We start from the raw sequence: 26,785 nt of genomic DNA on the forward strand, positions 1-26,785 counted from the left end.
CGACGCCAACACCAGGCCCGGACCAGCCACTACAGGCGACGAGGCCACAGCCCAAGAGCTGAAGCCTCATCACAGCAAGCACCGTTGCAGTACTAGGAGGTACACCACTGATTCGGCAGGCGTTCGAAGCAGCCTGATGTACGACGAGCGCGGCGAGTGCATCGGTGTCTCGGCACCCGCCGCCCTTTCGACACGGCTGAGGTCATCGGCCCGTCCTGGTGTTCCCATAACCGTGCCTCCGGTCTCGCCAGGCCGAAGTCGCTCTGCGTCAGCTCCGCGCGGAGGCACTGGTCGGGCCTCAAGGCAGCTTCATCAAAGACGGCCGGGTCTGTCTCCGGCGTGAGGGTGCACGCAGGTCGGAATGTTCCTAAGGTCGATGTGTGGGATACGGCGGAGGAGAACCCTGTTCCCCTCCGCTGACCACGTCAATGCCCGGTCCTCAGGAGATGACCGGGTACGACGACGACAACGACATCCTCCGAACCCGTGGCCCCGCGCGGTGCAAGCCCTCGAGCCTCCCGGGTGACGGGGTCCCGCCGCTGCCGTGACGCTCAGCTGCCGCTCCGTGGACGGACCTGACGGAAATTAGCCGCCGGGTCAGCATGAGGACCGGCCAGAGGATGTGAGGACGATGCCACGGTCGCACCCTTCCGGCGCATCGGCGCGCGCTCGGCTGCTGGCTCGACTGGCGCTGGCCTGCGCGCTGGGCGCGGTGGCGGCGTTAGTGGCCGCAAGCGGCCCTGGCGGTCTGCTCGTCCTCGCGGTTGGGGTGGCCGGCGCGGCGCTCACAGCCATGGGTACGTGGTGGGCGCTGTCCCATCGTGGGGCGGTGCGGGTGGCCGGGGCGCTGCTCATGGCGGCCGCACCGGTGGCCGTCCTGGTCATCTACGCCCGGGCGGACGTGTGGCCCGCGGCGCTGGCCGCCACCGCGCTGTGGGTGGCCGGTGTGCTGTGCGCGCGGTCGGCGCTGCGCGCGGTGCGACAACCCGCCGGGATGCAGGCGGTCGCAGGCGCCCTCCCCCGGCATCCGGTGCTGATCATGAACCCGAAGTCCGGCGGCGGCAAGGTCAGCCGGTTCGGCCTGGTCGAGAAGGCCGAGACGCTGGGCGCCCGGGTGGTGCTGCTGGACACAACGGTCAAGACGGACGTCGCCGCGCTCGCCCGGCAGGCGGTGGCCGATGGCGCGGACCTGCTCGGCGTCGCGGGCGGCGACGGCACCCAGGCCCTGGTGGCCGAGGTGGCGGCCGAGCACGACCTGCCGTTCCTGGTGGTCTCCGCGGGCACCCGGAACCACTTCGCCATGGACCTCGGCCTGGACCGCGAGGATCCGGCCCGCTGCCTGGACGCGCTGACCGACGGGGAGGAACTCCGGGTCGACCTGGGCGTCGTGGGCGGCCGCACCTTCGTCAACACGGCCTCGTTCGGCGTCTACGCGGACATCGTGCAGCGCCCGGAATACCGGGACGCCAAGGCGGGCACGGCCCTGAACGCCTTACCCGACCTCCTGCTCGGTTACACCGGCCACGCCCTCGACGCCGCGATGGACGAGATGCGTCTGGAGTCCCAGCAGGCGCTACTGGTCAGCAACAACCCCTACGCCGCCCCCGAACCGATGGCTGCGGGCGGCCGCAGAATCCGGCTCGATCTCGGCGTGCTGGGGGTCTTCGGGATCCGGGTGAACAACGCGGCCCAGGCGGCCGAGGTCGCGCTCCGAGGTGCCAGGGCAGCCGGCCTCCAGGTCCTGACCTCCCGTCGGATCCTCGTCGGATCGGACGCGGAGCGGATCCCGGTCGCCGTCGACGGCGAGGCCCTCACCATGCCCGCTCCCGTCACCTGCACCATCCGCCCGGGCGCACTGCGAGTCCTGGTGCCGAGGCATCGCCCGGGGGCTCCGGCGGCCGATCCCCCTATGGACTGGCGTGGCGTCGTCACACTGGCCTTCAGCCGGCCGGGGCCGGGGCCGGAAGCGGAGGACCGAACCAGTGATGCACGTGCCTCGTGACCCGTGCATCAGGTCGAGGTGGTCGAAGACCTTCTCGCTGGTGGCGGCGTCGGAGATGCCATCGCGGAAGGTCCGCGTGCCGAGCCGCGTCCGGACGACCTCGAAGTCGATACCGCGGCGGGCGCGTCGTCAAGGGGATCGCTCATTTCTCGATGCTGTGCGGCGCCCGCAGGTCTCGCACCCTCCATCCCTCGGGGGCACGACCGGCCACCCTGCGCATCACCCTTCCGGCGGGCGGGAGTGCATGGGTGCCGGTCGCCGGATCGGTGCTGTCACGATCGGGCGAAGCCGACTCCGCGGCGGCTGCGCGACACGTGCGGCGTCGGCTACGCCGCGCTGGGGCGAGGGCCCGGCCAGGCACTTAGGGTGAGCATCTGCGCTCCCTGTGTGAGGTGCGGCGGCGTGGTCAGGGCATCGGGCTTCCCGTGCTGTCGCCGGGTCGATATCGACGTCCGGCGTGAGGAGTGCTGATGGTTCAGTGGGCCGTGGTGATCGCGGGTGGCGTGGTCATGGGCTACGGGGCGCTGTCACGGCGCCTGTCGACGACCGTGGTCTCCGGTCCCCTGGTGTTCATGGCCGTCGGGCTGGCGATCGGCCCGCTCGGCCTGGAACTGCTGGACCGGGCCGACGATCCGGAGTTCACCAGCCTGCTGCTGGAGAGCGCCCTGACGCTGCTGATCTTCGCGGATGCGGCGGCGATCCGCCGCCGCGACCTGCGTACGGAGGAGTTCCTACCGCTGCGGCTGCTGGCCCTTGGGCTGCCAGCCACCGTCGCGCTGGGGTGGCTCCTGGCCTGGCCCCTGCTGCCCGGCCTGGGCATGTGGGAGCTGGCCCTGGTCGCCATCATCCTGGCGCCGACGGACTCCGCACTCGGACAGCAGGCGTTCTCCAACAAGCGGGTCCCGCCACTGATCCGCGGCGGCCTGGGCGTCGAATCAGGACTCAACGACGGCCTCGCCCTCCCGTTCTTCGTGCTGGCCTTGGCGGCGGCGGGCGAGGGCCACGATCATCCGGGTGTCGTCGAGACGTTTCTGCGCGCGCTGCTGCTCAGCGGCGCGATCGGGCTCGCGGTCGGCTGGGCCGGGGCGTACGTGCTGCACTGGTCCGTCGACCGGGGCTGGAGCACCACCGACTGGCGGCAGTTCCTGACGATCGCCGTCCCGGTCGTCACCTACGTGCTGTGCGTCGCGGTCGACGGCAGCGGGTTCATCGGCGCCTGGGCCGCCGGCCTGGCCTTCGGTATCGGCTCACGCAGGGCACAGACCACCCGGGCCGGCGGCGTGAACAGCCCGGATCCCGCCCAGTACACCCGGTTCACCGAGCTTCTCGGCCTGCTGCTCGCGCCGTTGAGCTTCCTGGTCTTCGGCGCGATCATCCTGGGCCCCGTCCTCGAACATCTGTCGTGGCGCACGGTCGTCTACGCGCTGATCAGCCTCACCGTCGTCCGGATGCTGCCGGTCGCGCTCTCACTCATCGGCACGGGCCTGCGTCCGGCTTCCGTCGCCTACATCGGCTGGTTCGGTCCGCGCGGACTCGCCTCCGTGGTGTTCGGCCTGCTCGCGTTCGAAGAACACCTGCCCGGTATGGCGCTGCTGACCGAAGTCATCGCCGTGACCGTGGGACTGAGCATCGTCCTGCACGGCGCCTCGGCCCCCTTCCTGGGCGACCGCTACGGCGACTGGTTCGCCAGGACTCTGCCCACCGAACCGAACCTGCGGGAGAACGCACTCGCCGCCGACTCAGCCACGCACCGCCCCAAGGGCCTCGGAAGCGAGGTGTGACAGGCGCCGCCTGAGATCGCTGCCTGCGCACGGCCGCGCCGGGCCTCCTCGTCCTTGTCGGCGTCGGAGGACCGGCGCAGCCGTGCACCCGGAGTCACTCGGCGGGCCGACCTCGGTGGGGCGCAGGATCCCGAACCAGCCTTTGCCGGGGGTCTGGATCCAGTTGCCCTCGGCGAGCGGGGCTGGGGGAGCTCTGGCTTCCCGAACGGGGGTGGCGCTGCGGGATCTTGAGCATGGATCGGGTCTGGTTGTCGTACAGGGTCACGGACAACCTGCCCGCTGGGCGGCAGGGTCACCTTGTAGCCGCGACCGCCGGCGAACGGATCGTCGTTCCCGTCGAGAGCGACCATCAGGTACTGGGAGCCGACCCCGGTCAGACGCAGGCACATCGCGGGCGTGACGCCGGCGGCGATGGGGAAGAACGCGACCCGGGAGTTCGGCGCCCGCCCGGTGGTCGCCGCGTGGAGCAGACCACCCGAGGACCGGACCCCGGCCGCTGCTCGCGTGCTGCCGGAGGGGGGGTTCGGCTGGCCGTCGCCGGGGTGGCAGCGGTGAGTTGGGCAGCCTAGCGTGGAGATGTTCGGCCGCAGCGAGCCGCGTTGAGACGGCTCTGGGCTTCGGCTCCGCAGACCCCCAGGGTGCTGCATACACGGTCCGAGTAGACGTCTCGGGCATCGGTCGGTACGGGATGCATGGAGGGCGGCTTTCGGCCGCATGGCCACGGGGGCAGTGTTGCTCGGGGAGATCGAGGGCCGGCCGGGAGTCTCAGCGCTGGGCCGGTGGGACGGAGCCAATCATGTCGCAGACGTCGTGGAGTGAGTACAGGCCGGGACAGGGCTTCTCAGGGGTGGTGGGACGTACGACGGATGAGTCCAGTCCGGCGTGGCCGCAGCCGGTGCGGGCGGTGCCGGGTGCGCCGAACGTGCTGATGATCGTGTTGGACGACACCGGGTTCGGGCAGTTCGGGTGCTACGGGAGCCCGATCGAGACTCCGAACCTGGACGCGCTGGCGGCGGATGGCCTGCTGTACAACAACATGCACACGACCGCGCTGTGTTCGCCGTCGCGTTCGTGCATTGTGACGGGCCGCAACCACCACACGAACGGGATGGCGGCGATCACGGAGCTGGCCACCGGCTATCCGGGCTACAACGGGCAGGTCCCGTTCGAGAACGGGTTCCTCTCGGAGATGCTGCTGCAGCACGGCTACAACACGTACATGGTCGGCAAGTGGCACCTGATGCCGTCGGAGCAGGAGTCGGCCGCAGGGCCGTTCGACCGGTGGCCGCTGGGCCGGGGCTTCGAGCGGTTCTACGGCTTCCTCGGCGGCGACACCAGCCAGTGGTATCCGGACCTGGTGTACGACAACCACCAGGTCGATCCGCCGGCCACACCCGAGGAGGGCTACCACCTGACCGCGGATCTGGCCGACCGGGCGATGTCGTTCATCGCCGACGCGAAGCAGGTCGCCCCGGACAAGCCGTTCTACCTGCACTTCTGCACCGGCGCGACGCACGCCCCGCACCATGTGCCGAAGGAGTGGGCGGACCGTTACCGGGGCCGGTTCGACGACGGCTGGGACGCCTACCGGGAGCGCACTTTCGCGCGGCAGAAGGAGCTCGGTGTGGTCCCGCCGGACGCTCAGCTGTCCCGGCACGATCCGGACGTGCCGGCCTGGGAGTCGCTGACACCCGACGCACGGCGGCTCGCGGCGCGGATGATGGAGCTCTTCGCGGGGTTCCTCTCCCACACCGACCACCACATCGGCCGGCTGCTGGACTTCCTGAAGGAGACCGGAGAGTTCGACAACACCCTGATCATGGTGGTTTCCGACAACGGGGCAAGCGCCGAGGGCGGGGTCGCCGGTACCACCAACGAGGCGCAGTTCTTCAACAACGCGGCCGAGCCGCTGGAGGAGAGCCTGGCGCGGATCGACGAGCTCGGCGGCCCGGAGACGTTCAACCACTATCCGTGGGGCTGGACCTGGGCGGGCAACACCCCGTTCCGCCGGTGGAAGCGGGAGACCTACCGCGGGGGTGTCAGCGACCCCTTCCTCGTCCACTGGCCTGCCGGAATCCAGGCCCGCGGCGAGATCCGCAGCCAGTTCGCGCACATCATCGACATGGTCCCCACCGTCCTGGACGTACTGGGCGTCGAACCCCCGGCGACCATCCGCGGGGTCACCCAGTCGCCCATGCACGGGGTCAGCTTCGCCCACACCTTCGACGACGCCGCGGCACCGACCCGCCACCGCACTCAGTACTACGAGATGCTCGGCCACCGTGCCATCGACCACGACGGATGGCGGGCGGTCTGCCCCTGGCCCGGCCCCTCGTTCGCCGAGGCCGAGCGGCCGTTCAGCACTCCGATCACCATGGCCGACCTGGACGACCTGGACGCCCACCACTGGGAGCTGTACCACGTCGACGAGGACATCGCCGAGACCCGGAACCTCGCCGAGGAGCACCGCAGCAAACTGATCGAGATGATCGCCCTGTGGTACATCGAGGCCGGCAGGTACAACGTGCTGCCGATCGACGGCAGCGTCCTGCAGCGGATGATGGTCGAGCGGCCGCAGATCACCCAGGCCCGGAGCAGCTACACCTTCCGCCCCGACACCCAGGTCCTGCCGGCCGCCGTCTCCCCACGGGTCTTCAACCGCCCGCACAGCGTCACCGCCGACGTCGAGATCCCGTCCGGCGGCGCCGAGGGCGTCCTGCTCTGCCAGGGCACCAACGCCGGCGGCTGGACCCTCTACGTCAAGGACGGCCGCCTGCATTACGCCCACAACTACGTCCACCGCACCCTGCACCACGTCGTCTCCGACGAACCCGTGCCCGAGGGACGGCACGCGCTGCGCTTCGAGTTCGAGCCCACCGGCACGCCGGACATCGCCCACGGCAAGGGCGCGCCCGGCCGCGCCCAGCTCTACTTCGACGGCCGCCTGGTCGGTCAGAGCGAGCTGCCGTTCACCACTCCGGTCGCCTTCAACCCGGGCGGCATGTGCTGCGGCGCCAACCCCGGCTCGGCGGTTACCCCCGACTACCGGGCGCCGTTCCGCTTCACCGGCACCCTGCACACGGTCACCGTCGACCTGTCCGGTGACCTGATCGTCGACGCCGAGAGCGAGATGCGCATGCACATGGCCCGCCAGTAAGGACCACAGGCCCGCTGGGGCTGCTACTGGTCAGCCGAGGCCGTCCAGCAGCAGCCCCAGCCGGATGTCGAACCAGGCCCGCTCCTGCCGCCAGGCCTCCACGGCCCCCACCAGCAGACGGCCGAGCCCCTCGACGGTGAGCGACCGCCATCGGCAACGCTCCAGCAACTCCACGAGTGCCTCGACACAGCCCTCCCGCTGCGCAGACCGCCCGCGCTGCGCAGGAACGGCCCGGGCGCCGTCCATCGCGGCCACCGCCCGGCGGCACACCCAATCGGCGGTGAACGATTTCCACGCGAACGGTCCCAATGCCGCGCACACCGCCGTCACCCGCGCATCGTCAGCGCGAACCGTCATCGCCATTCCCACACCTCACGCGGCCGACCGGTACCGATGCGACCCGATTGTCCCCGAAGACGGCCCGAAGGTCCTCCGGCGGCCACCGGTCGAGACGATCCCGGCCGAGGGAGCGGCGCGGGCACCCACCCCACTCCGTCGCCCGGTGCCCGCGCAGTGCGGGCACCCGCTCGGCAAGCCGACGCCTCGCTATCAACGGTCGACGCCGGCCCGCGGTGTGCCGACGCTCTCCTCGGGCAGCTCCACCTTCTCGGAGAACTCGGCGCGGGCTGCGAGCGCCCGGGTGTATCAAGCACCGCGACGAGCGCCGAGCAGGTGAGCGGTGGCGCCGTGCAGGCAGACGCTCAGAGCGACGGTGACCGTGACGGCGCTGCTGAGGACCTCCATCGACGGTGACCTCCGGCCTGCGGCCTTCCGGAAGCGCTGGCGGCGCAGCCGGGACCATGCCGTCGGCGATCCGAAACGCGTGCAGGTCCGCGCCGACATCTCACGCGAAACAGACGGCATCTGTCCCCTCCAGGCTGGGGCTTCGTCCAGGATGCGGACCTACGGCCACCGTGCAAGCCTGGCAATTGAAGTCAGTTGAGGGACCCACTCCGACCAGCGAGGACCGATCCGGCTTGCTTCTCGGAGGGTGCTGGCCATGATCGTCAACCTCCTCTGACCGGCCGTCCACCCCCATTGGGGCGTCGTGCTCATCGCTGTCGACATCCTGATCATGTGGGCGCTCTGCGCTGGAGCGGGCAAGCTGGCACGCATGTCTGAACTTGAGTCTCAGAACCTGCCGGCCACCGAGCAAGGCGCTTGACCTCGAAAGGGTGCTCATCGAGAGAACGGAAGCGCGGACATGACATCGCCTGACACCGACGAACTGGGACCAGTGGACTACCTCGTCGTCGAGTTCCCGCCGGCCACCTCGCACTTCACCGGCGAGATGGCCGCAGAACTCGACAAGCTGGTCACCTCGGGGACCATCCGGGTCCTGGACCTGGTCATCCTGACGAAGCGGGCAGACGGCGAGCTGGACGTAGTGGAGGTCGATGACCTCGACAACGTCGGCGAATTGCGCGCCGCGGAGGCGCAGCTGGCCGGCCTGCTCGCCGAAGAGGACGTCGTCAACCTGGCCGCCGCCATGGAGCCCGGCACAACAGCGGGGGTGCTGGTCTGGGAGAACACGTGGGCGGCACCCTTCGCCTCCGCCGCACGCCGCGCTGGAGGCCAGCTCATCGCCAACGGACGTATTCCGATCCAGGCCATTCTGGCCTCGATCGAAGCCGACGAGGAAGGTGCGTGAGATGCCCCTCGGTGCCATGCGCAGAGGACGACGTGGGGTCATCGGCGCCCCCGTTGCTCGCACAGCGGCCGTCGCGGGTACGGCAGCTGTCGTCGCCCACGGGGTCGGTCGCCGCAGTGACCGGCGCGAGGACCGCCGGGACGACCGTGAAGACCGCCGGGACGACCGCCGGGACCGGCGCTGATCCGAGCCTCAGGGCGGGCGATCCGAGCGCGCACCGCTGCGTCTGCCGCAATCTCCCGCGGAGCAGGTCGACCGGCGCGAGTGACCCCAGCATCGCAGAGGGGATACTGCGTGCCGGTCATCCACCAGCCGGGCCTGCGCAGCGGAAGCCGATGTTGCCGGTGGAGGAGTCGGGCGTGTTGGGCATCCGGGCGGAGACGCGGAAGCGGCGGCAGTACGAGGCGTGGCAGAGGTAGGAGCCGCCTCGCAGGGCGCGGGCGGTACCGGTGGGCGGGCCGGTCGGGTTCTGCCGGGGGCCGGTGGCGTGCCAGGTGGGGTGAAACCAGTCGGCGGTCCACTCCCACACGTTTCCCGTCATGTTGTGGAGGCCGTAGTCGTTGGGCTCGAAGGCGTCGACGGGGCAGGTGCCCAGGTAGCCGTCCTCGCGGGTGTTGTGCGAGGGGAAGGTGTCGTTCCACACGTTCATCCGGTGCCGGCCATCCGGTCGCAGGTCGCTGCCCCAGGGGAAGGGCTGCCCCTCCAGGCCGCCGCGTGCGGCGTACTCCCATTGGGCTTCGGTGGGCAGCTGGCGTCCGGCCCAGGCGCAGTACGCGGCCGCGTCGTTCCAGGAGACGTGCACCACCGGGTGGTTCTCCCGGCCGGTGAGGTCGGAGTGTGGGCCCTCGGGTTGGCGCCAGTCTGCGCCGGGGACTTCGCTCCACCAGGGTGCGGCGGCGACCGCGCGGGAAGTCGTCGGGGAGCAGGCCGCCGAACACGAACGACGCCTGGTAGCGCTCGGCGTCGGTGACGTGGCCGGTGGCTTCGACGAAGGAGCGGAACCGGGCGTTGCTGACACAGTGCGGATCGATGGCGAAGGCACTCAGTCGAACACGGCGTACCGGCCCTTCGCCGTCTTCGGGGTAGGCGAGGGCGTCGGCGCTGCCCATGCTGAACGGGCCGCCTCCAGGCGAACGGCCGGTACCGGAACCGCGGCAGCAGCCTCAGCGGCCGGCTCCGGCCGGGCTGACCCGGTGTCGCGCGGCCGGGCGGATCGGCCGGGGCTGCAGCAGGCGGCCTTGTCGTCGTTCATCCTGGATGGCTCTCTGACGGTGGGACTCTTCGGCCCGGATGTGCCTCCGGCCCGTGCGGGGGCCGGGCGCGTCCGCTGGTGCGGGTCATCGTTTGAGCCGGGTGCTCTCGTGTGGGAATTGTCTGTCGGGGGCCGCCGGCGGACGGGACAACGGTCCGGTCGGCGTGGCGGGTGGAGGAGAGCCGTCGGCAACTCGCACCCGTGCGGTCGGACGCGTCCCGTAGGGGCGCTGCGGTGGAGGGTCAGGCCCAGTGCTGGATGATCCAGCGGGCCCCGCGCCCGGCGCCGGCGCAGCGGCACTGGATTCGTTCCGAGCGCCGCTGCGGCGCAGGATGCCGAGCCCGGGCGGCCGCGGCGTCCAGTTCGCGGGTCCGGAGCTGGAGGTCGAGCAGCAGTCGGGGTTCGGGCCTGGGGGCGGTCATGAGGCGGTCGTACGCCGCCTGCACCGCGGCGAGCGCCGTGCGCAGATCTCGCTCTGCCCTGGTCGGGTGAGGATGTGTCGCCATGTCTCCTCCTGCGTCGTGTGGACGACGTGGCACCGGGTGACAGCGCGGCGCATCGCGCGTCCCACGCCCGTCCAGGTGCGGGACTTCCGCCGAAAGCAGTTCTCCTCTCCACTATGGCTGCTGACGACGGGACGGGCATCGTGGGTCGTCATCAACCGGTCACTACGGGCCTGTGGGCGGTGACCGCCATCTCCGGCGGCTTGCCGGACGTCACCGAGGCATCGGCGCCGGACGGGCCCGCTCGGGAGGCGTAGCGCCGGGTGCGGCGACCGTCACAGTACGTACCAATGGAAGGCGGCGGCAGTCCGGCCGCCCCCGTCGTCCTGCAGCGTCATGAGCACGCCGCCTGCGCAGCCTCCGTCCGAACCACCCGACGAGGCACCGGCTCCCGTCCCACCCGCAAAGGGCCGGACGGGGGCCTCGCGTGCCGGGCGGATCGCGATGAGCACCGTCTCGGCCGTGCTGATCACGGTCACCTGCATCCTCGTGCGGTCTCCCTCCTCACCGTCTGGGTGCACGACATCGTGCTGGACACCGGCCGGTACGTCTCGACCGTTGCACCCCTCGCGACGAACCCGGCCATCGAGGCTGCCGCGGTGAACCGCATCACCCAGGCGGTCGACGTCAAAGTCAACGGGAACGAGGTGACTTCGGACATCGCGGCCTGGCTTCAGTCCCAGGGCCTGCCGCCCAAGGCGGCGGACGGGATCAGGGCGTTGGGCCCGAAGCTGGACGAGGCCGTCGACAGTGTGGTCAACAAGGCGGCCACCCGTTTCGTGCAGAGCGACAGGTTCGAGACCATCTGGGTCGACGCCAACCGCGGTGCGCATTACGCGGTCGTACATGTGCTCACCGGTCACGGCCGTGGCGCGGTCGAAGTCGAGGGCGGTACCGTCACGCTCAACGTCGGCACAGCCGTGGACACGGTCAAACAGGACCTCGTGGACGAGGCCTCTCCCCGGCCGCAAAGATCCCCGACGTCAACAAGACCATGGTGCTCTTCCAGTCCGACAAGCTGGCCAAGATCAAGGGTCTGGCACACGCACTGGACGTCATCGGCAACTGGCTGCCGGTACTCACGGTGCTGCTCGGCGCGATCGGGGTACTGCTCGCCCGCCGGCGCCGCCACGCTCTGGTGACCACCGCGCTGGGAGCGGCCGGCGCCTGTCTGGTCCTCGCCATCGGCCTGGTCCTCATCCGCCGCTACTACCTCGATCACCTGCCCGCGCAGGTGCAGTCCCCAGCAGCGGCCGCTGCGGTCTTCGACACGCTGCTGCGCTTCCTGCGGGTCAGCATCCGCACGGTGCTGGCACTTGGGGTCGTGGTGGCGATCGGCGCCTACGGGTCCGGCCCCGGCCGCCTGCCGCGCGCCGTGCGCGGGAGGGCGGACCGTATGGCCGACTCCGCCGCACACTGGGGCGGTGCCCACGGGGTGCGCACCGGACGGGCCGGCACCTGGACGGACTCCTACCGGCGCTGGATCGCCCTCGGCGTGGTTCTCGTGCTCGCGCTGGTTCTCGCAATGTGGAGCTACTCGACGGTGCTGACCGTCCTGCTGCTGGCGCTCATCCTCCTCGCCGTACTCGCTGTCATCGCGCTGCTGGCCGCCACCGGTCGGGCCGGCGAGCCGGCCGGGCCCACCGAGCGCGTTGACGGGAAGTAGCCGGTTGCCGTGGGCGTCCGGCCGGAGCTGTGCGAGTGGAGAGCAATTCGACTCCGGGGCCGCCACTCCCACGATCGCCGATCCAGCGGGCCTGTCCGCCCTACCCCGCGCGCCGGGTCAAGGCCGGCCGAGCCGTTCTGCCCGTTGCGGTTGCCTCCTACGGCCGGCGTGGACGTGCTTGAGCGCGGTTGTGTCCGCGGCGGTGAGTCGGTGCTGAGCGGGCGGGCGTCGCGCAACTCCTGCTCAGTCCGGTGCGGCTGTGCGCAGGCCCACTGGAGGAGCGGGGTACGGCTGAAGCGTTCGAGCTTGCCGTTGGGCACCGAGCAATGGGGGGTGCCGGCGACCCTTCGGTCCAGGCCATCTGGTGGGCTTCCCATACTGCTCTGACGGCCTGACAGGACCCACCATGGCCCCGGGCCGCACCAGCGGCCGGGGCCGATCCCGCCAACCTCCGCCGCAGGTGCCGTCGGGCGGCCCCAGGGGGAACCGGCATGGGGCAGTCCGGAGGTGCTGCCCGGCTTCTGCCGTGGCAGCCTGGACATGGAGTCTCCGACCAGGTCGCCCGATGCGGCGACGAGGCTGTTCTCGAAGGAGCCCGAACATGGCCAGCAACGTCAGCGGAACGCCGACGGGTGCCCAGACTTCCCGGAGGCCGTTCGCAACCGGCTGGACCGTCTTCGCCGCAGTTCTGATGATCTTCGGCGGAGCCATGGCAATTTTCGAGGGGATCGCCGCCATCGCCAAGGACGACCTGATCGTCGTCACCCGTAACTACGCCTACAAGATGAACACCACCGGCTGGGGCTGGATCCACCTCATCCTGGGCATACTCATCGTTCTGGCCGGTGTGGCCCTGTTCAGTGGTGCCGTCTGGGCACGTGTCGTCGGTGTGGCCGTCGTCGGGCTGGGGATGATCGCCAACTTCCTGTGGCTGCCCTACTACCCGTTCTGGGCCATCGTGCTGATCGCCATCGACATCTTCGTGATCTGGGCTCTCTGCGCCGGATCGACCAGAACAGACTGGAAGGCTTGATGCGCCGCCGCCGGCCCGCCACGCGCGAGACCGGCGCGCGGCGCTGACCGAGAGATCGCCTCGTGTCACCCAGCCCGGCTACTTCTGTGCCTGCGTCGGCCGGTCCACGGTTCACCCGGTACGGGTGAACCGCAGCTGGCGGACCTGCAGGGAAGCCCGCCCGGGCAGGCTCAGCAGCGATTCGAGGACGCCGCGATCCGCGCGTCCAGGCGCCGCATCGCTCCTTGGAAGGCCCGTCCTAGAACCGCGCGGGCAACCGTGCACAGCGTCGCCGCCGGTCGGCCAGTGTCGAGGGCGATGGTCCAGCGCACCACGGTGCCGGCGGCCCGCGGCCAGGGCGTCAGCCGCCACTCCTCGATCATCGCGCGGACGCCGGGCACGTTTACTTCGTCGATGCGGTAGGCGAAATGCCGCGCCGACTCCCATGCCAGCACCGTCTCACTGACGCATACGCCGCCGTGCAGCCGCAGCCGGCGGCCGGTGCCGATGCCGTACGGCGGGTGCCCCACGTAGTACCCGGCCTTGGCCACGCGCACCCAGGCCGGCCAGCCTTGCGGCGTCTGCGCGAGCTCCCGGAACACTTCCTCGGGCGAAGCCGCCATACGCGCGGTGAAGGACAGTCGCACCGGCGCGGTACCGACGAAGTCCAACGTCTCGGGTTGCAGGTGCCATGCCATCCCAGTGGCCCTCCGTTCCGCAGGTGCAGTGCCAGTGCCCTCACTCTCTACATCGACGACATCGACGCCCAGCAGGTGGGAAGCGGTGACATCGTCACCCAGACCGGCTACTTCTGCGTGGCCGGGGACGGGATCTGCATGGCCGCGACGACGCCTCGCCCGTCACGCCCGACTACCAGGCCCCGTTCCACTTCATCGGAGGCTCGATCGACAAGGTCGTCGTCGACGTCTCCGGCGAGCGTTGCATCGACCACGAGGCCCAGGTCCGCGGCCGGTTCGTCATCGACTTACCGCGAGGGCGGGGCGCTCGTGATGGTCCGATCACCCCGCCCCGTTCGGGCGCGCGGGTGGGCTGGATACCGTCAGCTTGCGGCCGGACACCAGAAGCGGGCGAGCCGGATGGGCCATCAGGGCCGCCCTCCACCCGATTGCGTGAGAGAGGGCAGCACTCGGCCGGGCGAGTCCCCGGAGGGCAACCCCCTGATCGCACCACCTCGGCTGACAGCACGGCACGGCCCAGGCGGTCAGCCCGCCGAACGGCGACGGTGTCGGCGCCGCAGGTACCGGGCCACGCTCGCCACCGTGCACAAGATGCAACGTGATCGCGATCGCCGGGTACTGGCTGCCAGCGAGCCGCACGTCGGCGATGACCAGGAACAGCACCGCGCCGATCGGCACCGCCAACGAGAGCAGCACGTCGAGGATGCCACCCACGAGCGCGGGCCGGGCCTGAGCGGTGCCGCCGGACGGCCGGGCGGAAGCCTCGCCGAGGTAGTACACGGAGGCGCGCTCGCCCAGTTCCTGGGTCGCGCGTTGGTCCTGACTGAGGGTCAGGCCGCCGACAGCCCGCACTTCATCCCCGTGCTGAGGAAGGTGCGGGTGCGTGGGCCGGTCGGCCGTCCCCGCACCCGGCCCGGCGCGGTCGCCTGCGACAAGGCCTACTCGTCCCGCGGCAACCGTGCCCACCTGCACAAACGCGGTATCAAGGCCGTCATCCCGGAGAAGCGGGACCAGGCCGCCAATCGGAAGAAGAGAGGCTCCGCGGGCGGCCGGCCCGTCGGCAACGACGCCCAGCTCTACAAGGAGCGCAACACCGTCGAGCGCCTGATCAACAGGCTGAAGGCCTGGCGGGGCATCGCCACCCGGTTCGACAAGAGGCCCGAGAGCTACCTCGCCGGCCTCCACCTCCGCGCCTCGATGATCTGGATCAAGGACCTCACCAAAACCCTTCCTTGATCACGACCAAATGCGCTCCCTAGTAGGCCTGACCGAGCCTCACCTTGGGGTGCACGCCGTCCGCCCACACGTAGACGAAATCGCGGTCCGACAGGTCGCGCTGCTGGAAGGCGGCGTGGTCGTCGCTCCACTGCTTGGTCAGCCGGGTCACCGTCGCCGGTGACAGGCCCGCCGCCGAGCCGAGGAACTGCTCCAGCGCGGGGACGAAGTCGCCCGAGGACAGTCCGTGCAGGTAGAGCAGGGGCAGCACCTCGGAGATCTTCGGGGACTTGCGGCACCACGGGGCCAGGATCTTGGAGGAGAACCGCTTGCGCTCTCCGGTGGCCTCGTCCACGCGGCGGTCGTTCACCCGGGGCGCGGTGACCTCGACCGGCCCGGCCGCGGTGACCACCATGCGGGGCCGGTGGTGACCGTTGCGGACCACCAGGCGGTGCCCGAGCTCGTCCCGCTCGGCTGCCAACTCGGCTATGTACTGGTTGACCTCGGCCTCCAGCGCGGCGGCGAGCATCCGCCGGGCGCCTCGCGGACGATCTCATCGATCAGGGAGCCGGACTCGGTGGAACCGTCAGTATTGACTACGCTCAGCAGGGGCGTGCCCTCCCAGCCCGCGCTGCAACGCGGGCCTACTCGGTGACTGGTTGATCAATCACCCGGGAAGGTACGCCCTTCGCACGCCCCCGGGAGCTGATCCACAAGTCCTGAGCATTGCTCCGGTGTCCCTCCGCGCGAGCGGATGCTTCCCGGGCGTCCCGGCTGCGGGCGGCGTCCTGGACGTGCGGAGGGCATCGGCCTCGAGCTCCTGCAGTGGCCTCGGCGCCCGTGCCGCAGTCCTGGCCGCAACCGCGGGGGCGGTGGTGGTGGGCGGGGGCGGAGTCGAACCGCCACAGCCGAAGCGGGGGCTTTACAGGCCCCTGGGCTCTCCCATGCCCAGCTCGCCCTTGGCGGAGGAAGTGGGGGTCGAACCCACACGGATGCTCGCGCACCCCAACGGTTTTCGAGACCGAGGCCGGCGCCACCTGTCGGCTGGCTCCTCCATGACTGTGTTGTTGTGCTGTGTTGCGCGGAGAGTGCGCGGATCGAACGCGCGCGGGCTTGCACCCGACGACGGCTTAGCAAGCCGCTGCCTTACCACTCGGCCAACCCTCCCGGTACTGCGCTGCCGGACGGGGACTCGAACCCCGAACCTCCTGATCCAGAGTCAGGCATGCTGCCAGTTGCACCATCCGGCACAGGGGCGGCGCACGAAAAGAGGCCGCCCGTTCGGGGACGATCCCCGGGGCGGCCCGGCAACAAGGCCGGTCAACGCGCTACGAGGATGCCCCGCTGCTGCGGGAACTCGAGGAGCGCTGATACGACTGGACACGAATGGCGTTCACGTCTCGCGCTCCTTCCTGGGTTTGTGCGGCGCGATGTGCCCACTGTGCCGGACCGCCGGCAGGGGAGACAAGCCGTTTTTCGCCGGTGTCCCGGAGTGCTGCGGGAAGCAGGACGGGCGTGCGGACCACCGTCCCGTGCGGGCTGCAGGTCGGGGACGCCATCCGGACGACAGGCTCCCCCACGACGGGGCTCGAGACTGCGACGCGCCGGCGGAAGCCTGCTGGCCCACCCACTGAGGCCAGCTTTCCTTGCGGCTCGCTCCGATCGCTACAGGCCTTGAAGGAACGGTTCGGCATCATCCGAACCGGCGCTCCAGGTGAAGAGCTTCGCCACCGTGCCGTCCTTGACGATCAGCAGGTACGGGTCGTAATCCTCGTTGAATCGAAGCTGCCCGATCGGGATCACGCGAAGGCCGTACCGCTGCCCCAGGAGCACTCGGACGAGTGATCGTCCGCCTGGCGCCAGGGCTGTCTGCCTGGGTCATGCCCCAAGATCCTCCGTCACGGGCAGGCACTCGGCGAGCAGGTTGACGACGTCGCGCCAGGCTCGCTGTGCGTGCTGTGGGTGGTAGCCGACGCCGGGGACCGTGGGGTGGTCGACCGGGGGGTGGTGGAAGGCGTGCAAGGCGCCGCCGTAGACCGTGAGGCGCCAGTCGACGCCTGCGGCCTGCATCTCAGCGGTGAACGCGTTCCGTTGCGCGGGCGGCATGATCGGGTCTTCCGACCCGACCCCGGCCCACACCGGGCAGCGAATGCGCGCCGCCTCGCCCGGCCGGCCCGTGGTCAGTGCGTTGACTGTCCCGATCGCGCGCAGGTTGGCGCCGTCGCGCCCGAGTTCCAGCCCGACGGCGCCCCCGGTGCCGTAGCCGACGGCGGCGATCCGGTCGGGGTCGGTCCGCGGTTCGGTGCGCAGCACGTCGAGCGCCGCATGGCCGATGCCCCGCATCCGGTCCGGATCGGCGAGCAGCGGCATGCACCGGGCCAGCATCTCCTCGGGGGCGCCCAAGTAGCGTCCGCCGTGAAGGTCGAAGGCCAGCGCTACGTATCCCAGCTCGGCGAGAGCGTCGGCCCGGCGGCGCTCGACGTCGCTGAGCCCCATGCCCTCCGGTCCGAGCAGCACCGCGGGCCTGCGGTCGGCACCCGCCGGGAGAGCGAGGTGGCCGGTCATCGTCAAACCGTCCGCCGGGTACTCGACCGTGCGCGTCGTAATCGTCCTCATGAGAGTGGACTGTAGTGATCGTCGAGCCCGGTCCGGCCGGTGTTCTGCCGCTGGCAGAACAGCGCGAGCGTCCCCCTGGAATGCGGGGCCGGGCGCAGGGCTTCAAGATGATTCCGTCGTCCCTCCGGCGCGTATCTCGTTCACACCCCCGGTAGCCGTGCCGCCGTCCCAGGAGCACCGGACGAGTGATCACCGGGGCCGCCTGTTCGAAGCCGGACGTCAAACGGCAAGCTGAAGGTGCTCCTCAAGCTGCGGGCAGAGAGCACGGCCGATCGGGACCGCACGCGCCACGGCGTGCGCCGGCCGCACCTTGGCGCGATGCTCGCCGCTCAGCTCTGTTCCCGGCCAGGTCGGCCGTGTCGACACACCCGACTGCGGCTCGTGGGCCTACCGCTACGACCCGGTCGGCCAAGCGCGACGCGAGGTGGCGCCTCGCCATGGACGGCCACGAACCCGACAAGGCCTCCTTCTTCCGGGACGGCACCCAGCTCGTCGAGCGGTACCGCGCCCGTGCGGACGGCAGCCGGCGCAGCGCGCCATCGTCACCGACCCGGTCGACGCCCCCAGCGGACTCGTCACCACCGAGGGGCGTATCGCCTGGTCGGCCAGCGTCGACCTGTGGGGCCGCTGACCTCGTGTCACCCACAGCACCGCCTCGGGGCCGGGCGGCAGCAGGGGAACTACCGGGCCGACCTGACGACCACGGGCCACGGTCCGCCGCGCCCGGGCGAGGCGGCCGAGCCGCAGGGCCTGGCAGGTCCCCGGTCGCGATCACCGTCGCGGCGCCGTCGCTGGTCCCGCGCCTCCGGTCACCGCCGGGACCCTCCCCGCCACGAGGGCGCCTCACCTCGACCGGTCGGGCCGGACCGGCGCGGGAGTGCGTTTGGCGGTACGGCCGACGATGGCCGTCTCGACGTGGCTGATGCCCAGGCCGGCCAGGTCGTGGGAGAGGAAGCCGTAGAGCGCGGTCACGTCCGGGAAGTAGGCGGCCGCGTGCAGGTTCGAGGGGCCCGACGTCGCGAACGCGCCGTGCACCGCCGGATGGTCGGCCAGGGCCTGCCCGGCGGCGGCCAGATGGTCGGGCGGCACGTGCAGCAGGAGCTTGGCCTCGATCGGCAGCCCGAGGCGGCGCGGCTCGACCAGGACCTGGGTGACCAGCCGGCCCTGGGCGGCCAGTTGGGCCAGGCGCCGGCGCACCGTGCTCTCCGGGTGCCCGGTACGCGCGGCCAGGGCCGCCGCGCCCAGCCGCGCGTCGGTGGCGAGGGCGTCGAGGAGGCACTGCTCCAGCGTGTCGGTGTCGATGCCGTACGGACCCGAGGGGTCGGAGGCGGCCGCCCCGGGGGCCGGCCGGGCCGGGCTGAGCGCCGCGCGTTCGGACGCGCTGAGCATCTGGTGACGCCACTCGGAGGTGAGCCGGAAGACGTGCAGGATCGTGGCGCTCTCCAGCGACGTCACCGCCTGCGTGGACGGCAGTTGACGAAAGACCAGCGGGTCACGTGAACCCGGCTCGGTGCGGGCGACCGCGAAGATCTCGTCCCCCGAGGTGGTGACATCGACGAACGGAATGTCCTCACGCGCCACGAGCGCCGCCACGATCGTGTCGAGCTTCCCCCGCAGGACCCGGATCCGCAGGAACAGCGCCCCGGCCGACCCGCCACCCCGCGGCCGCGCGACCGGCGAGATCACCACCCGCACGCTGCCGTCGACACCGAACACCTGCAGACGGCGCCGCACAGTGGCGGCGCCGACCCCCAGCACCTGCGCCGCCCGCTCCGCCGTCACGCGGCCGTCGCACTGCAGCGCAGCCACCAGCCGCTGATCCAGGGAGCTCAGTACGGAATCCGCCGATGCGAGTGCCATGAAGACAAGTTTCACCCATTGCGCGGCCGAGCGGAGCCCGGTGCGGAAACTCCGGCCCGAGCATGGATGTCGGACACACCGCCCGTCCGGGCGGACACCGGCCGACCCCCGGGCCACGGAAGGAGCGCCCGAGGATCCTCGATCCGCGGACCCGCCCCGGCCCGGACCGGCCGACCGGCCGTGCCCCCGGCGCCGCGAGCGGCGCACCGGGAAAGGGGTTACTCAGTGCGACCACACCAGCCCACGGCTCAACAGCACCCGACAGCGGCCGACTTCACCACGGAGGTCCTTGTGCCCACGATCAGGCAACGGGAGAAAGTACGCTTCGCCAGCAGCGGCACCCCGTGTGCCGCCTGGCACTATCCGGGGTCCAACGGCGGCTGCGTGATCATGGCCGGCGGAACCTCGGTGACGAAGGAACCGGCCTCGGACCTGTTCGCAGCACGGTTCAACGACGCCGGCTTCGCGGTCCTGGCCTTCGACCACCGACGGTTCGGGGAGAGCGGGGGAACGCCACGCCAGATCGTCCGCTTCCACGAGCAGATCGCCGACTGGCACGCCGCGATCGAGTACGCGGCCACACTGCCCGACGTCGACCCGGACAGGATCTCCGTCTGGGGCTTCTCACTCGCCGGCGGCCACGTCTTCCGGGTCGCGGCCGACCACCCGCGACTGGCCGGCGCCATCGCACAGACCCCGCTGGTCGACGGCCGCGCCATCGCCCCCCACGCGCTGCGCTCCATGACCCCCCGAGCGGCGCTCGGCCTGTTCGGCCGCGGCATCGCGGACGCGCTCGGCGGCCTCGCCGGACGGCCGCCACTGCTCGTCCCGACGGCCGGTACACGCGGCACCATCGCCGCGCTCACCACCCCCGACACCATGGACGGCGACCGGGCCCTGGACCCCGACAATCTCCACACCACCTGGGACCGGACGGTCGCCGCGCGCCTCGCCCTGCGGATCGGCGGGTACCGGCCCGGCCGCCACGCCTCCCGGATACGGTGCCCGCTGCTGCTGGTCGTCTGCGACCAGGACCGGAGCACACTCCCCGGCCCCGCCCTCCGGGCGGCCCGCAGAGCACCGGCGTCCGAGGTGATCCACCTGACGGGCCGCCACTACGCCCCGTTCCTCGAGGCACACGAACAGGCCGTCCAGGCACAGATCTCCTTCCTGCGAAAGCACCTGGCTCCTGCCGGTTCCAGCTGACGCATGCCACCCACTCGACCGACACACCCAACGGCACGCCCGTCGACAGTGCCGGAAAGGCCGTCAGCACCACCCGCGACCACACCGACAACCGGAGACCAACAACATCGGCACCGGCCGGGCATCGACGGCACAACGCCCCGCAAGGTTCCCGCCCCACAAGCGCATGGACCAGCCAAGGACCCGCCTGACGGCCCGCCACACAGACAGCCGGGCCGCACCCCGTCGCTCGGAAGGAGCAGTCCCTACATGGCCAGACTTCTCAGGTGGTTGGTGCTGATCATGGGAATCGTCTGTGTCGCAATCGGCGGCTTCCACCTCGCTCTCGGCATCGACTCGGTGCCGGGCGAGGGCTCGGCCGGTGCGACCGTCGACAGCCGGGAACGGTACTACGGGGCGATCTTCCTCGGATACGGTCTGGCCTGGATCTGGGCCGCCCGGCAGTCACCGGTCCCCGCCAGGGCGGTGCGCCGGCTTGCCGGCATCTGCCTGCTCGGGGGGCTGGGCCGGATCGCCTCGATCGCGATCCACGGCTGGCCGCAGTGGTTCCAGATCGTCCTGACGGCCACCGAACTCGCCTTGCCTCCGGTGTACTTCATTCTCGCAACCGCCGACGAGAAAGCCACGGCGACCCAGTCGGACGAGCCGGCCGGCACCGCACGTGGAGCGCGTCCGGCGCACCCGGCGAATCCACCACACTGAGCACCGCACCCCGGGGGGAGGTGGCGGCAGCAGGCGGCGAGCAGGGCGACGCGATCCTCAGCCGGCCCGGGGCGGGAAGGCGGTGAAGGTGGGTGAGGCGGAGGTCGGTGGTGCCGATCGGTGATGGTCAATGTTGCCGAGGAGGAGACGGGCAAGACGGAGACGGCCGAGGGCCTGCACCGAGCCCCCTCAGCCAGCGGCACGCGCTGCGGGGCGGGGCAACGTCCGCGCCGTGCGGTGCGGGTGCGCCGGATCACCCCGTGACCAGGCGAAACGCGCCGTTGTCCACCAGCGGGCGAGGTGCTCCCCCAGGGGTACGGCGCAGCAGGGCGAGGGCCGCGTCGGCGCCGCTGCGGCGCAAGGGTTCGCCGCCGGCGGCGTCGCAGACGGCGCTGCTGTCGAACGGGCCGATCCAAATGCGCCGGACGTCGTGCGCCTCAATCTGCCTGCGCACCACCATGCGATGGGCTCCGGCCGACCGCCTTCTGGTTGTCCTCGCGCGGTCAGCGCTCGTGCTGCAGGACCGCCCGAAGGAGCGCGAGGCATTCCTCGGGCTCCTGAACGCCACGGGTCGTTACCGGGCAGGGTCACAGCATGGATTGCCCGGGAAGGTCGTGGGTGACGTCCTTCGATGCTGCCCGGGCGAGGGTGTCCGCCACCGTTGTGCACGCGAGCCGGGCGACGGATCGCAGCTCGGCGTCCGAGGTTCCGGCACGGCTCAGTACGGCCAGCGACTGGTTGACGGCGACCACGAAGGTGGCGAGTTCGTCGAGCATCCGGGTGTCGGCCGAGGAGTCCTCCAGTGCTGCGCGTACCCGTTGGCGCTGCGTGTCGAGCAGGACACGTACCTGAGCGCTGTTCTCCTCCTTCAGTGTCGGTGACTGCGCGGCGGCTTGGGCGATGAGGCACCCCACGGGGACCGACGGGTCGGCGATACGGCTCAGCGTGACGTCGAGGAATGCCTCGACCGCGCGCACCGGATCACCAGGGTGCGCCGTCAGCGCCTGCTCGAACTGCGCGCCGTAGATCGACGCGTAGCGGTCGAGGCACTGGCGGAACAGGGCGTCCTTGGTGCCGAAGGTGCCGTATAGGGAGCCGCGGCCGAGACCGGTGGCGGACCCGAGGGCGTCGAGCGAGGCGTCCGCGTACCCGCGCTGCCAGAACACTCGCATCGCCTGGTCGAGGGCCGCACCGACGTCGAACTGCTTCCGGCCGGACATGGGGTTCACCTCTCGTTTCGCGATCTCCGCTGCGAGCCTACCCCCATCTTGGATCGATCGGTCAAACTATCTTTGACCGATCGATCCAAGATGATTAGCGTGATGCCCCAGTGGTTCCCGTATCGAAAGGCCGCACGGTGATCGACGACGCCGCATCAGACGTCCGCACACACCTCGTCCCACGCGTCGACGGACGCCGGCCGCGCTCCGGGTTCTGACTCATGGCCACGGCGCACACCGCGAACGAGCTGATGCTGTTCGCGCCGCTCTCCGACCGCACCGCCACCATCCGAGCGACCACCGCGCCGCGCGACTCCACCCTCTCCCGCGCCCACTCCATGAAACCGCGACAGCCCTGCCGCAAAGGATGATCATGACACCGTCATCAGACCGCCCGCCCACGCCCGAAGGTCCCGGTTCCGTCTCCCGGGCGCCGAACCTCCCGGACCGATTCACCGACACCTTCACCAGCCAGCACGTCGACACCGGCGAGCTGCGGCTGCACGCCGTCACCGGCGGCGAAGGACCCCCGCTGCTGCTGCACGCCGGCTGGCCGCAGACCTGGTACGCCTGGCGTCTCCTGATGCCCGCGCTGGCCCAGGACTTCCAGGTCGTCGCGGTCGATCCGCGCGGCGTCGGGCTCTCCGACAAACCCCTGGACGGGTACGACACCGGCACCCTCGCACGCGACATGGTGGCGCTCATGGACGCACTCGGGCATCAGCGCTTCGCCATGGTCGGTCACGACATCGGGATGTGGACCGGCTACGCCCTGGCCGCGGATCACCCCGACCGGATCGACCGCCTGGCCGTCGCCGAGGCCGCAATCCCGGGGCTCTCCCCCACCCCGCCTCTTTTCGGCAGCCAGGAGGCCAACGACCGCCTCTGGCACTTCGCCTTCAACCGCCTCGCCGGCATCAACGAGCAGTTGATCAGCGGACGGGAGCACCTCTTCTTCGGCCACCAGTTCGCCACGAAGTCCGCGAAGGCACTGCCCGACCACGCCGTCCAGCACTACGTCGACACCCTCACCGCCGATCCGGCAGCCCGCCGAGCCAGCTTCGAGTTCTACCGCGCACTCGATACGACCATCGAACAGAACCAGAAGCGCAAGACACGACGACTGACCCTTCCCGTCCTGGCGATAGGCGGCGCGGAGAACCTGGGGGCATCGGTCGGCGCAACGATGAAGCTCGCCGCCGACCACGTGGAGAGCATCGTCCTCCCTGAATGTGGCCACTACCCTGCCGAGGAAGCCCCCGAGGTGATGCTGTCTGCCCTGACCACCTTTCTGGCGCCCTACCGCGAGGGGCCGAACGCAGCGACCTCGCACAGGTAGGCAGCACGGGAAGCCGTCTTCCACCGGCGCAGCCGCATCAATGCCATCGGCGACCGGCGCCGGCACAGCATCCGCCACCCAAAACCTTCAGAGGCAGCCCTCGTGCACCGCGGCCCCGGCGGAACAGGGGCGGCTCACGCCGCGAGGGACGCCCCTGGAGGGGGTTGACCCGCCCGCCGGGCGGTGTGGTGTGCGCAGCTTTTCGCCCGTCTCGCGGTACCGGCTCACGGCGGGCGGGGCACAGCCTGCGCTGCTTCGCGTTGGTCGTTCCCGCACCGCCCGCCGTATCGCCGTATCGCCGGTGACCGGACCCGGCGGGGTGTCGGCCCCCGGCCCCGGGAGATCGCCTTGGCGTGATCACTCGGGGTGTCGGGCTCTCGCCTCGCGGCGTGCGATCGCCTCGATCATGTCGCTGATGGTGCCCAGCCCCTCCGGCGAGAGGCTCACCGCCCGGAGCGCGACCTCGCGTACGCCGGCGCCCCGCAGCGCCCCGAGCAGCGCCAGCTCGTCGGCGAGTTCGGCGCCCCGCTCGTCCTCGAAGAAGTACCCGGGCGGTACCTGGAAGAAGTGCGCCAGGGCTTCGAGGTGACGCTTGGTCGGGTTGCCGCGCCGCCCGGTGCGCAGCTGCCAGACGTAGGTGGCCGAGAAGCTCTCCCCGGTCGCCTCCCGGCACGCCCGTGCGACCTCCTCGTTGCCGTACGGCTCGCCACCCGGCCGGAGGACCGTCCGGAAGAGCCGCTCGATGCGGTCCGCGAGGGTGTCCGGTGCGCCTGGCCCGTCTGCCGTCACTGGGCGTCTCTCCGTTCGTCGGTCTGTCGGACACCATCCCGCTCATTCATCTCAGCTGTGATCATGATGGCTTGAATTCATCCTAGCTAATAGCCTGAGGCTGTGTCAGTGTTTGCGCCGCGGCCGGACAGCAGTGGATCCGTCAGGTCGCCGCTTCCCCGACCCGAACCTTCAAGGAGCAACAGTGAAACTCAGGAACTCCCTGGCCGCTGCGGTACTCGGCGCCTCGCTGCTCACCACCCTGCCCGCAGTGGTGGCCCCGAACCTGGCCGCCGCCTCCGGCGGCGACTGCCCGTTGGTCCCCGAGTGGGAGGAGATGGGGTGCAGCGGCAGCTTCTCGGAGACGATCAACTGGAGCAGCGGCGACGTCGGTGAGACGTTCGACATGCAGCAGGTCAAAATCATCGGGAAGGCCGAGAAGCCGAGCCGGCCGGAGGTTCCGGCTCTTCCCGAGCGCCCGCCCACCGTCCCCGGCAGCTCCGGCGGCGCCAGCGGCTCGAGTGGGTCCGGCCCCGCCATGCCCTACAGCTACGGCCGGAAGTGGATGGTCGTGCAGGACTGCCTGGAGAACACCTCCAGCGTGCCCCAGAAGTTCACCCGCAACTCCAACTACACGGCCAACTACGAGGCCAGCACGAACGCCTCGGCGAAAGCCCTCGACGTCATCACGGTCACCATCGGGACCAAGATAAACGCCACGGTCATCCATAGCACCGGATGGGAGATCACCATCCCTCCGGGCCAGCGGCTCGGGCTGGGCGTCGAGTACCAGACCATCACCTACGCGGTCCCGACCGGCTCATCCGTCGAGCTCGTGAACGTCACAGCACCGACGGCGACGGTCGCCGGCGTCGCCTGCTGACGATCCACGCAGGCAGGCGCGGCCGCGGAGCGCCGCCGCCCCGAGCCCCGGCGCCGGCCCGGCGGGCGGGCGGCCCGGCGGGCGGCCCAGTCCTCCGTGAGGTGGGGGTTCCTAAGGATCTCGTGGTCACGGGTGGCGGCAGCGGCCAGGGGCTGCACGGCCCCGCGCAGTTCGCCGACGCGCCCACCGGCCCTGGGCGGAGGCTCACCGGGCCACCGTGACCTGTTCCACGGCCGCCGGGGCCCGATCGGACCGTTCGGCCGCCACCGGACCGACGCCCGGCCCGGCAGCAGGCCGGCTCGGACCAGGTCAGTCCTCCCGATGACCCGGCCGAGTTGCCGCAGAAGATCCATTTCCAAGCGCGGGGAGCCGCCGTTCGGTACCTTCTTGATCAGCAGTCGTGGATCCGATGTACCGCTCGTTCAGCAGTCGGAGGACCAGGGCGATCACCTCAACCCGAGGGATGCGCAACCAGTGCGCACCCCGTCCCCGACCAGGGAGCAGCATGGCCACCGGAACTGTGAAGTGGTTCAACGCCGAGAAGGGCTTCGGCTTCATCGAGCAGGAGGGCGGCGGGCCGGACGTGTTCGCCCACTACTCGAACATCAACGCGAGTGGCTTCCGTGAGCTCCTCGAGGGCCAGCGCGTGGAGTTCGAGGTGGCGCAGGGCCAGAAGGGCCCGCAGGCCGAGAACATCCGCGTGATCTGACACCACACCGCGCAGCGCCCCGCACCGATCCTGGTGCGGGGCGCTGCGCCGTTCGCCCGCCCGGTTCGCCGAACGACCGACCGCAGCAACTCGGCCCGACCCGGCTGCGGCACCGGCTGCGGCTCGTCGGCGGCGGACAGGCCGAGGAGACGGTGCGCGACCTGGCGGCCCGCGAGTGCGGCTGCCGCTCGTTCTTCGCCTTCACCATCACCTCGACCAGTGGCCACGACGTCCACCTGGACGTCGAGGTCGACCCCGTGCACGAGACGCTGCTCGACGCCCTGGCACCGGTTCCTGGTGAGCCGGCAGGCCGAAGGTGGTGTTGCCGGCGTGCAGGCGGCCGGCGGGGGCGGGCGCGAAAGGTGGCCGGGCGCTCGGCCCGGGCCGGCCTGCCCGGGTTGAGACGCAGCTCACTCTCGAGGCTTCATAGGTAGATCATCGACATATGGTGATGGCGGGCCTATGCTCGCTCCCATGACAGACCGTCAAGTGCAGGAGCCGACCCGGCTCGTACTCACCGCGCTGGCCGATGCCCCGCGGCACGG

Annotated in this window: 22 protein-coding genes, 4 tRNA genes and 3 pseudogenes; 13 read left to right on the plus strand and 16 right to left on the minus strand. The window is 70.8% G+C overall.

The features are described from left to right. The first annotated feature begins 793 nt into the window (after positions 1–793). The 3 genes from AB0D08_RS32945 (at position 794) to AB0D08_RS32955 (ending at position 6,940) form a co-directional block, all read left to right on the plus strand. On the plus strand, positions 794–2,002 hold the full coding sequence (locus AB0D08_RS32945; RefSeq protein WP_359893927.1) for a diacylglycerol kinase family protein: 1,209 nt from the start codon (positions 794–796) through the stop codon (positions 2,000–2,002). A gap of 470 nt (positions 2,003–2,472) precedes the next feature. Beyond that, the gene (locus AB0D08_RS32950; protein WP_359893929.1) at positions 2,473–3,783 is read left to right on the plus strand and encodes a cation:proton antiporter; all 1,311 of its coding nucleotides are present in this window, start codon (positions 2,473–2,475) and stop codon (positions 3,781–3,783) included. Between the two features lie 928 nt (positions 3,784–4,711). Next, on the plus strand, positions 4,712–6,940 hold the full coding sequence (locus tag AB0D08_RS32955) for an arylsulfatase (RefSeq protein WP_359893957.1): 2,229 nt from the start codon (positions 4,712–4,714) through the stop codon (positions 6,938–6,940). 30 nt (positions 6,941–6,970) lie between these two features. On the opposite strand, the gene AB0D08_RS32960 is transcribed toward AB0D08_RS32955, so the two are convergent. Continuing rightward, positions 6,971–7,303, minus strand: a complete 333-nt coding sequence (locus tag AB0D08_RS32960) for a hypothetical protein (RefSeq protein WP_359893931.1) — start codon at positions 7,301–7,303, stop codon at positions 6,971–6,973. Between the two features lie 874 nt (positions 7,304–8,177). On the opposite strand from AB0D08_RS32960, the gene AB0D08_RS32965 reads away from it, so the two are divergent. Then, on the plus strand, positions 8,178–8,591 hold the full coding sequence (locus tag AB0D08_RS32965) for a DUF6325 family protein (protein ID WP_359893933.1): 414 nt from the start codon (positions 8,178–8,180) through the stop codon (positions 8,589–8,591). A 301-nt stretch (positions 8,592–8,892) separates the two neighbouring features. On the opposite strand, the pseudogene AB0D08_RS32970 reads toward AB0D08_RS32965, so the two are convergent. The 3 genes and pseudogenes from AB0D08_RS32970 to AB0D08_RS32980 form a co-directional block, all read right to left on the minus strand. Beyond that, positions 8,893–9,700: pseudogene (locus AB0D08_RS32970) on the minus strand (formylglycine-generating enzyme family protein). A 385-nt stretch (positions 9,701–10,085) separates the two neighbouring features. After that, positions 10,086–10,349, minus strand: coding sequence for a hypothetical protein (locus AB0D08_RS32975; RefSeq protein WP_359893934.1), 264 nt, complete (start codon positions 10,347–10,349; stop codon positions 10,086–10,088). Positions 10,350–10,621: 272 nt separating this feature from the next. After that, positions 10,622–10,825, minus strand: coding sequence for a hypothetical protein (locus AB0D08_RS32980; protein WP_359893936.1), 204 nt, complete (start codon positions 10,823–10,825; stop codon positions 10,622–10,624). Positions 10,826–11,340: 515 nt separating this feature from the next. Here AB0D08_RS32980 and AB0D08_RS32985 point away from each other — a divergent pair. After that, positions 11,341–12,012: a hypothetical protein gene (locus tag AB0D08_RS32985; RefSeq protein WP_359893938.1), complete on the plus strand. Its 672-nt coding sequence runs from the start codon at positions 11,341–11,343 to the stop codon at positions 12,010–12,012. A 601-nt stretch (positions 12,013–12,613) separates the two neighbouring features. Beyond that, the gene (locus AB0D08_RS32990; protein WP_359893940.1) at positions 12,614–13,045 is read left to right on the plus strand and encodes a hypothetical protein; all 432 of its coding nucleotides are present in this window, start codon (positions 12,614–12,616) and stop codon (positions 13,043–13,045) included. 170 nt (positions 13,046–13,215) lie between these two features. On the opposite strand, the gene AB0D08_RS32995 is transcribed toward AB0D08_RS32990, so the two are convergent. Then, positions 13,216–13,722, minus strand: coding sequence for an SRPBCC family protein (locus AB0D08_RS32995; RefSeq protein WP_359893942.1), 507 nt, complete (start codon positions 13,720–13,722; stop codon positions 13,216–13,218). 651 nt (positions 13,723–14,373) lie between these two features. Here AB0D08_RS32995 and AB0D08_RS33000 point away from each other — a divergent pair. Further along, a pseudogene (locus AB0D08_RS33000) lies at positions 14,374–14,958 on the plus strand (transposase); the annotation flags it as partial. 28 nt (positions 14,959–14,986) lie between these two features. On the opposite strand, the pseudogene AB0D08_RS33005 reads toward AB0D08_RS33000, so the two are convergent. From AB0D08_RS33005 to AB0D08_RS33040, 8 genes and pseudogenes are all read right to left on the minus strand, one after another. After that, positions 14,987–15,546, minus strand: a pseudogene (locus tag AB0D08_RS33005) (transposase); the annotation flags it as partial. A 267-nt stretch (positions 15,547–15,813) separates the two neighbouring features. After that, positions 15,814–15,896 (minus strand) — tRNA-Tyr (locus AB0D08_RS33010). 1 nt (position 15,897) lies between these two features. Further along, positions 15,898–15,992, minus strand: a tRNA-Ser gene (locus AB0D08_RS33015). A gap of 27 nt (positions 15,993–16,019) precedes the next feature. Further along, positions 16,020–16,104 (minus strand) — tRNA-Ser (locus AB0D08_RS33020). Positions 16,105–16,114: 10 nt separating this feature from the next. Beyond that, positions 16,115–16,187 (minus strand) — tRNA-Gln (locus AB0D08_RS33025). A gap of 415 nt (positions 16,188–16,602) precedes the next feature. Continuing rightward, on the minus strand, positions 16,603–16,740 hold the full coding sequence (locus AB0D08_RS33030) for a hypothetical protein (protein ID WP_158515625.1): 138 nt from the start codon (positions 16,738–16,740) through the stop codon (positions 16,603–16,605). Positions 16,741–16,815: 75 nt separating this feature from the next. Beyond that, entirely contained in the window at positions 16,816–17,553 is a 738-nt protein-coding gene (locus AB0D08_RS33035) for a dienelactone hydrolase family protein (protein WP_033824642.1), read from the minus strand. Positions 17,554–18,396: 843 nt separating this feature from the next. After that, on the minus strand, positions 18,397–19,413 hold the full coding sequence (locus AB0D08_RS33040; protein ID WP_359893944.1) for an Lrp/AsnC family transcriptional regulator: 1,017 nt from the start codon (positions 19,411–19,413) through the stop codon (positions 18,397–18,399). 408 nt (positions 19,414–19,821) lie between these two features. Here AB0D08_RS33040 and AB0D08_RS33045 point away from each other — a divergent pair, with 408 nt between their 5' ends. After that, on the plus strand, positions 19,822–20,619 hold the full coding sequence (locus AB0D08_RS33045; protein WP_359893946.1) for an alpha/beta fold hydrolase: 798 nt from the start codon (positions 19,822–19,824) through the stop codon (positions 20,617–20,619). Between the two features lie 249 nt (positions 20,620–20,868). After that, positions 20,869–21,321, plus strand: a complete 453-nt coding sequence (locus AB0D08_RS33050) for a DUF4345 domain-containing protein (protein WP_033824639.1) — start codon at positions 20,869–20,871, stop codon at positions 21,319–21,321. Positions 21,322–21,574: 253 nt separating this feature from the next. Here AB0D08_RS33050 and AB0D08_RS33055 read toward each other — a convergent pair whose 3' ends face one another. Next, positions 21,575–21,775, minus strand: coding sequence for a hypothetical protein (locus tag AB0D08_RS33055; protein WP_359893947.1), 201 nt, complete (start codon positions 21,773–21,775; stop codon positions 21,575–21,577). Between the two features lie 133 nt (positions 21,776–21,908). After that, positions 21,909–22,541: a TetR/AcrR family transcriptional regulator gene (locus AB0D08_RS33060; RefSeq protein WP_359893949.1), complete on the minus strand. Its 633-nt coding sequence runs from the start codon at positions 22,539–22,541 to the stop codon at positions 21,909–21,911. A 221-nt stretch (positions 22,542–22,762) separates the two neighbouring features. On the opposite strand from AB0D08_RS33060, the gene AB0D08_RS33065 reads away from it, so the two are divergent. Both AB0D08_RS33065 and AB0D08_RS33070 read left to right on the plus strand, forming a co-directional pair. Continuing rightward, positions 22,763–22,912, plus strand: a complete 150-nt coding sequence (locus AB0D08_RS33065) for a hypothetical protein (RefSeq protein ID WP_158515624.1) — start codon at positions 22,763–22,765, stop codon at positions 22,910–22,912. Positions 22,913–22,914: 2 nt separating this feature from the next. Continuing rightward, positions 22,915–23,880, plus strand: a complete 966-nt coding sequence (locus tag AB0D08_RS33070) for an alpha/beta hydrolase (RefSeq protein ID WP_359893951.1) — start codon at positions 22,915–22,917, stop codon at positions 23,878–23,880. Positions 23,881–24,237: 357 nt separating this feature from the next. Here AB0D08_RS33070 and AB0D08_RS33075 read toward each other — a convergent pair whose 3' ends face one another. Beyond that, positions 24,238–24,669 (minus strand): helix-turn-helix domain-containing protein, encoded by a 432-nt coding sequence (locus AB0D08_RS33075; RefSeq protein WP_359893953.1) that lies wholly within the window; start codon positions 24,667–24,669, stop codon positions 24,238–24,240. A gap of 184 nt (positions 24,670–24,853) precedes the next feature. Here AB0D08_RS33075 and AB0D08_RS33080 point away from each other — a divergent pair, with 184 nt between their 5' ends. Together AB0D08_RS33080 and AB0D08_RS33085 are read left to right on the plus strand one after the other, a co-directional pair. Beyond that, positions 24,854–25,531: a DUF6426 family protein gene (locus AB0D08_RS33080; RefSeq protein ID WP_359893955.1), complete on the plus strand. Its 678-nt coding sequence runs from the start codon at positions 24,854–24,856 to the stop codon at positions 25,529–25,531. A 505-nt stretch (positions 25,532–26,036) separates the two neighbouring features. Continuing rightward, a complete protein-coding gene (locus AB0D08_RS33085; protein WP_033824633.1) occupies positions 26,037–26,240 on the plus strand; it encodes a cold-shock protein in 204 nt (67 codons plus the stop codon). Positions 26,241–26,785: the final 545 nt, after the last annotated feature.

It is taken from the genome of Kitasatospora sp. NPDC048540, from assembly GCF_040651175.1.
Lineage (GTDB): Bacteria > Actinomycetota > Actinomycetes > Streptomycetales > Streptomycetaceae > Kitasatospora.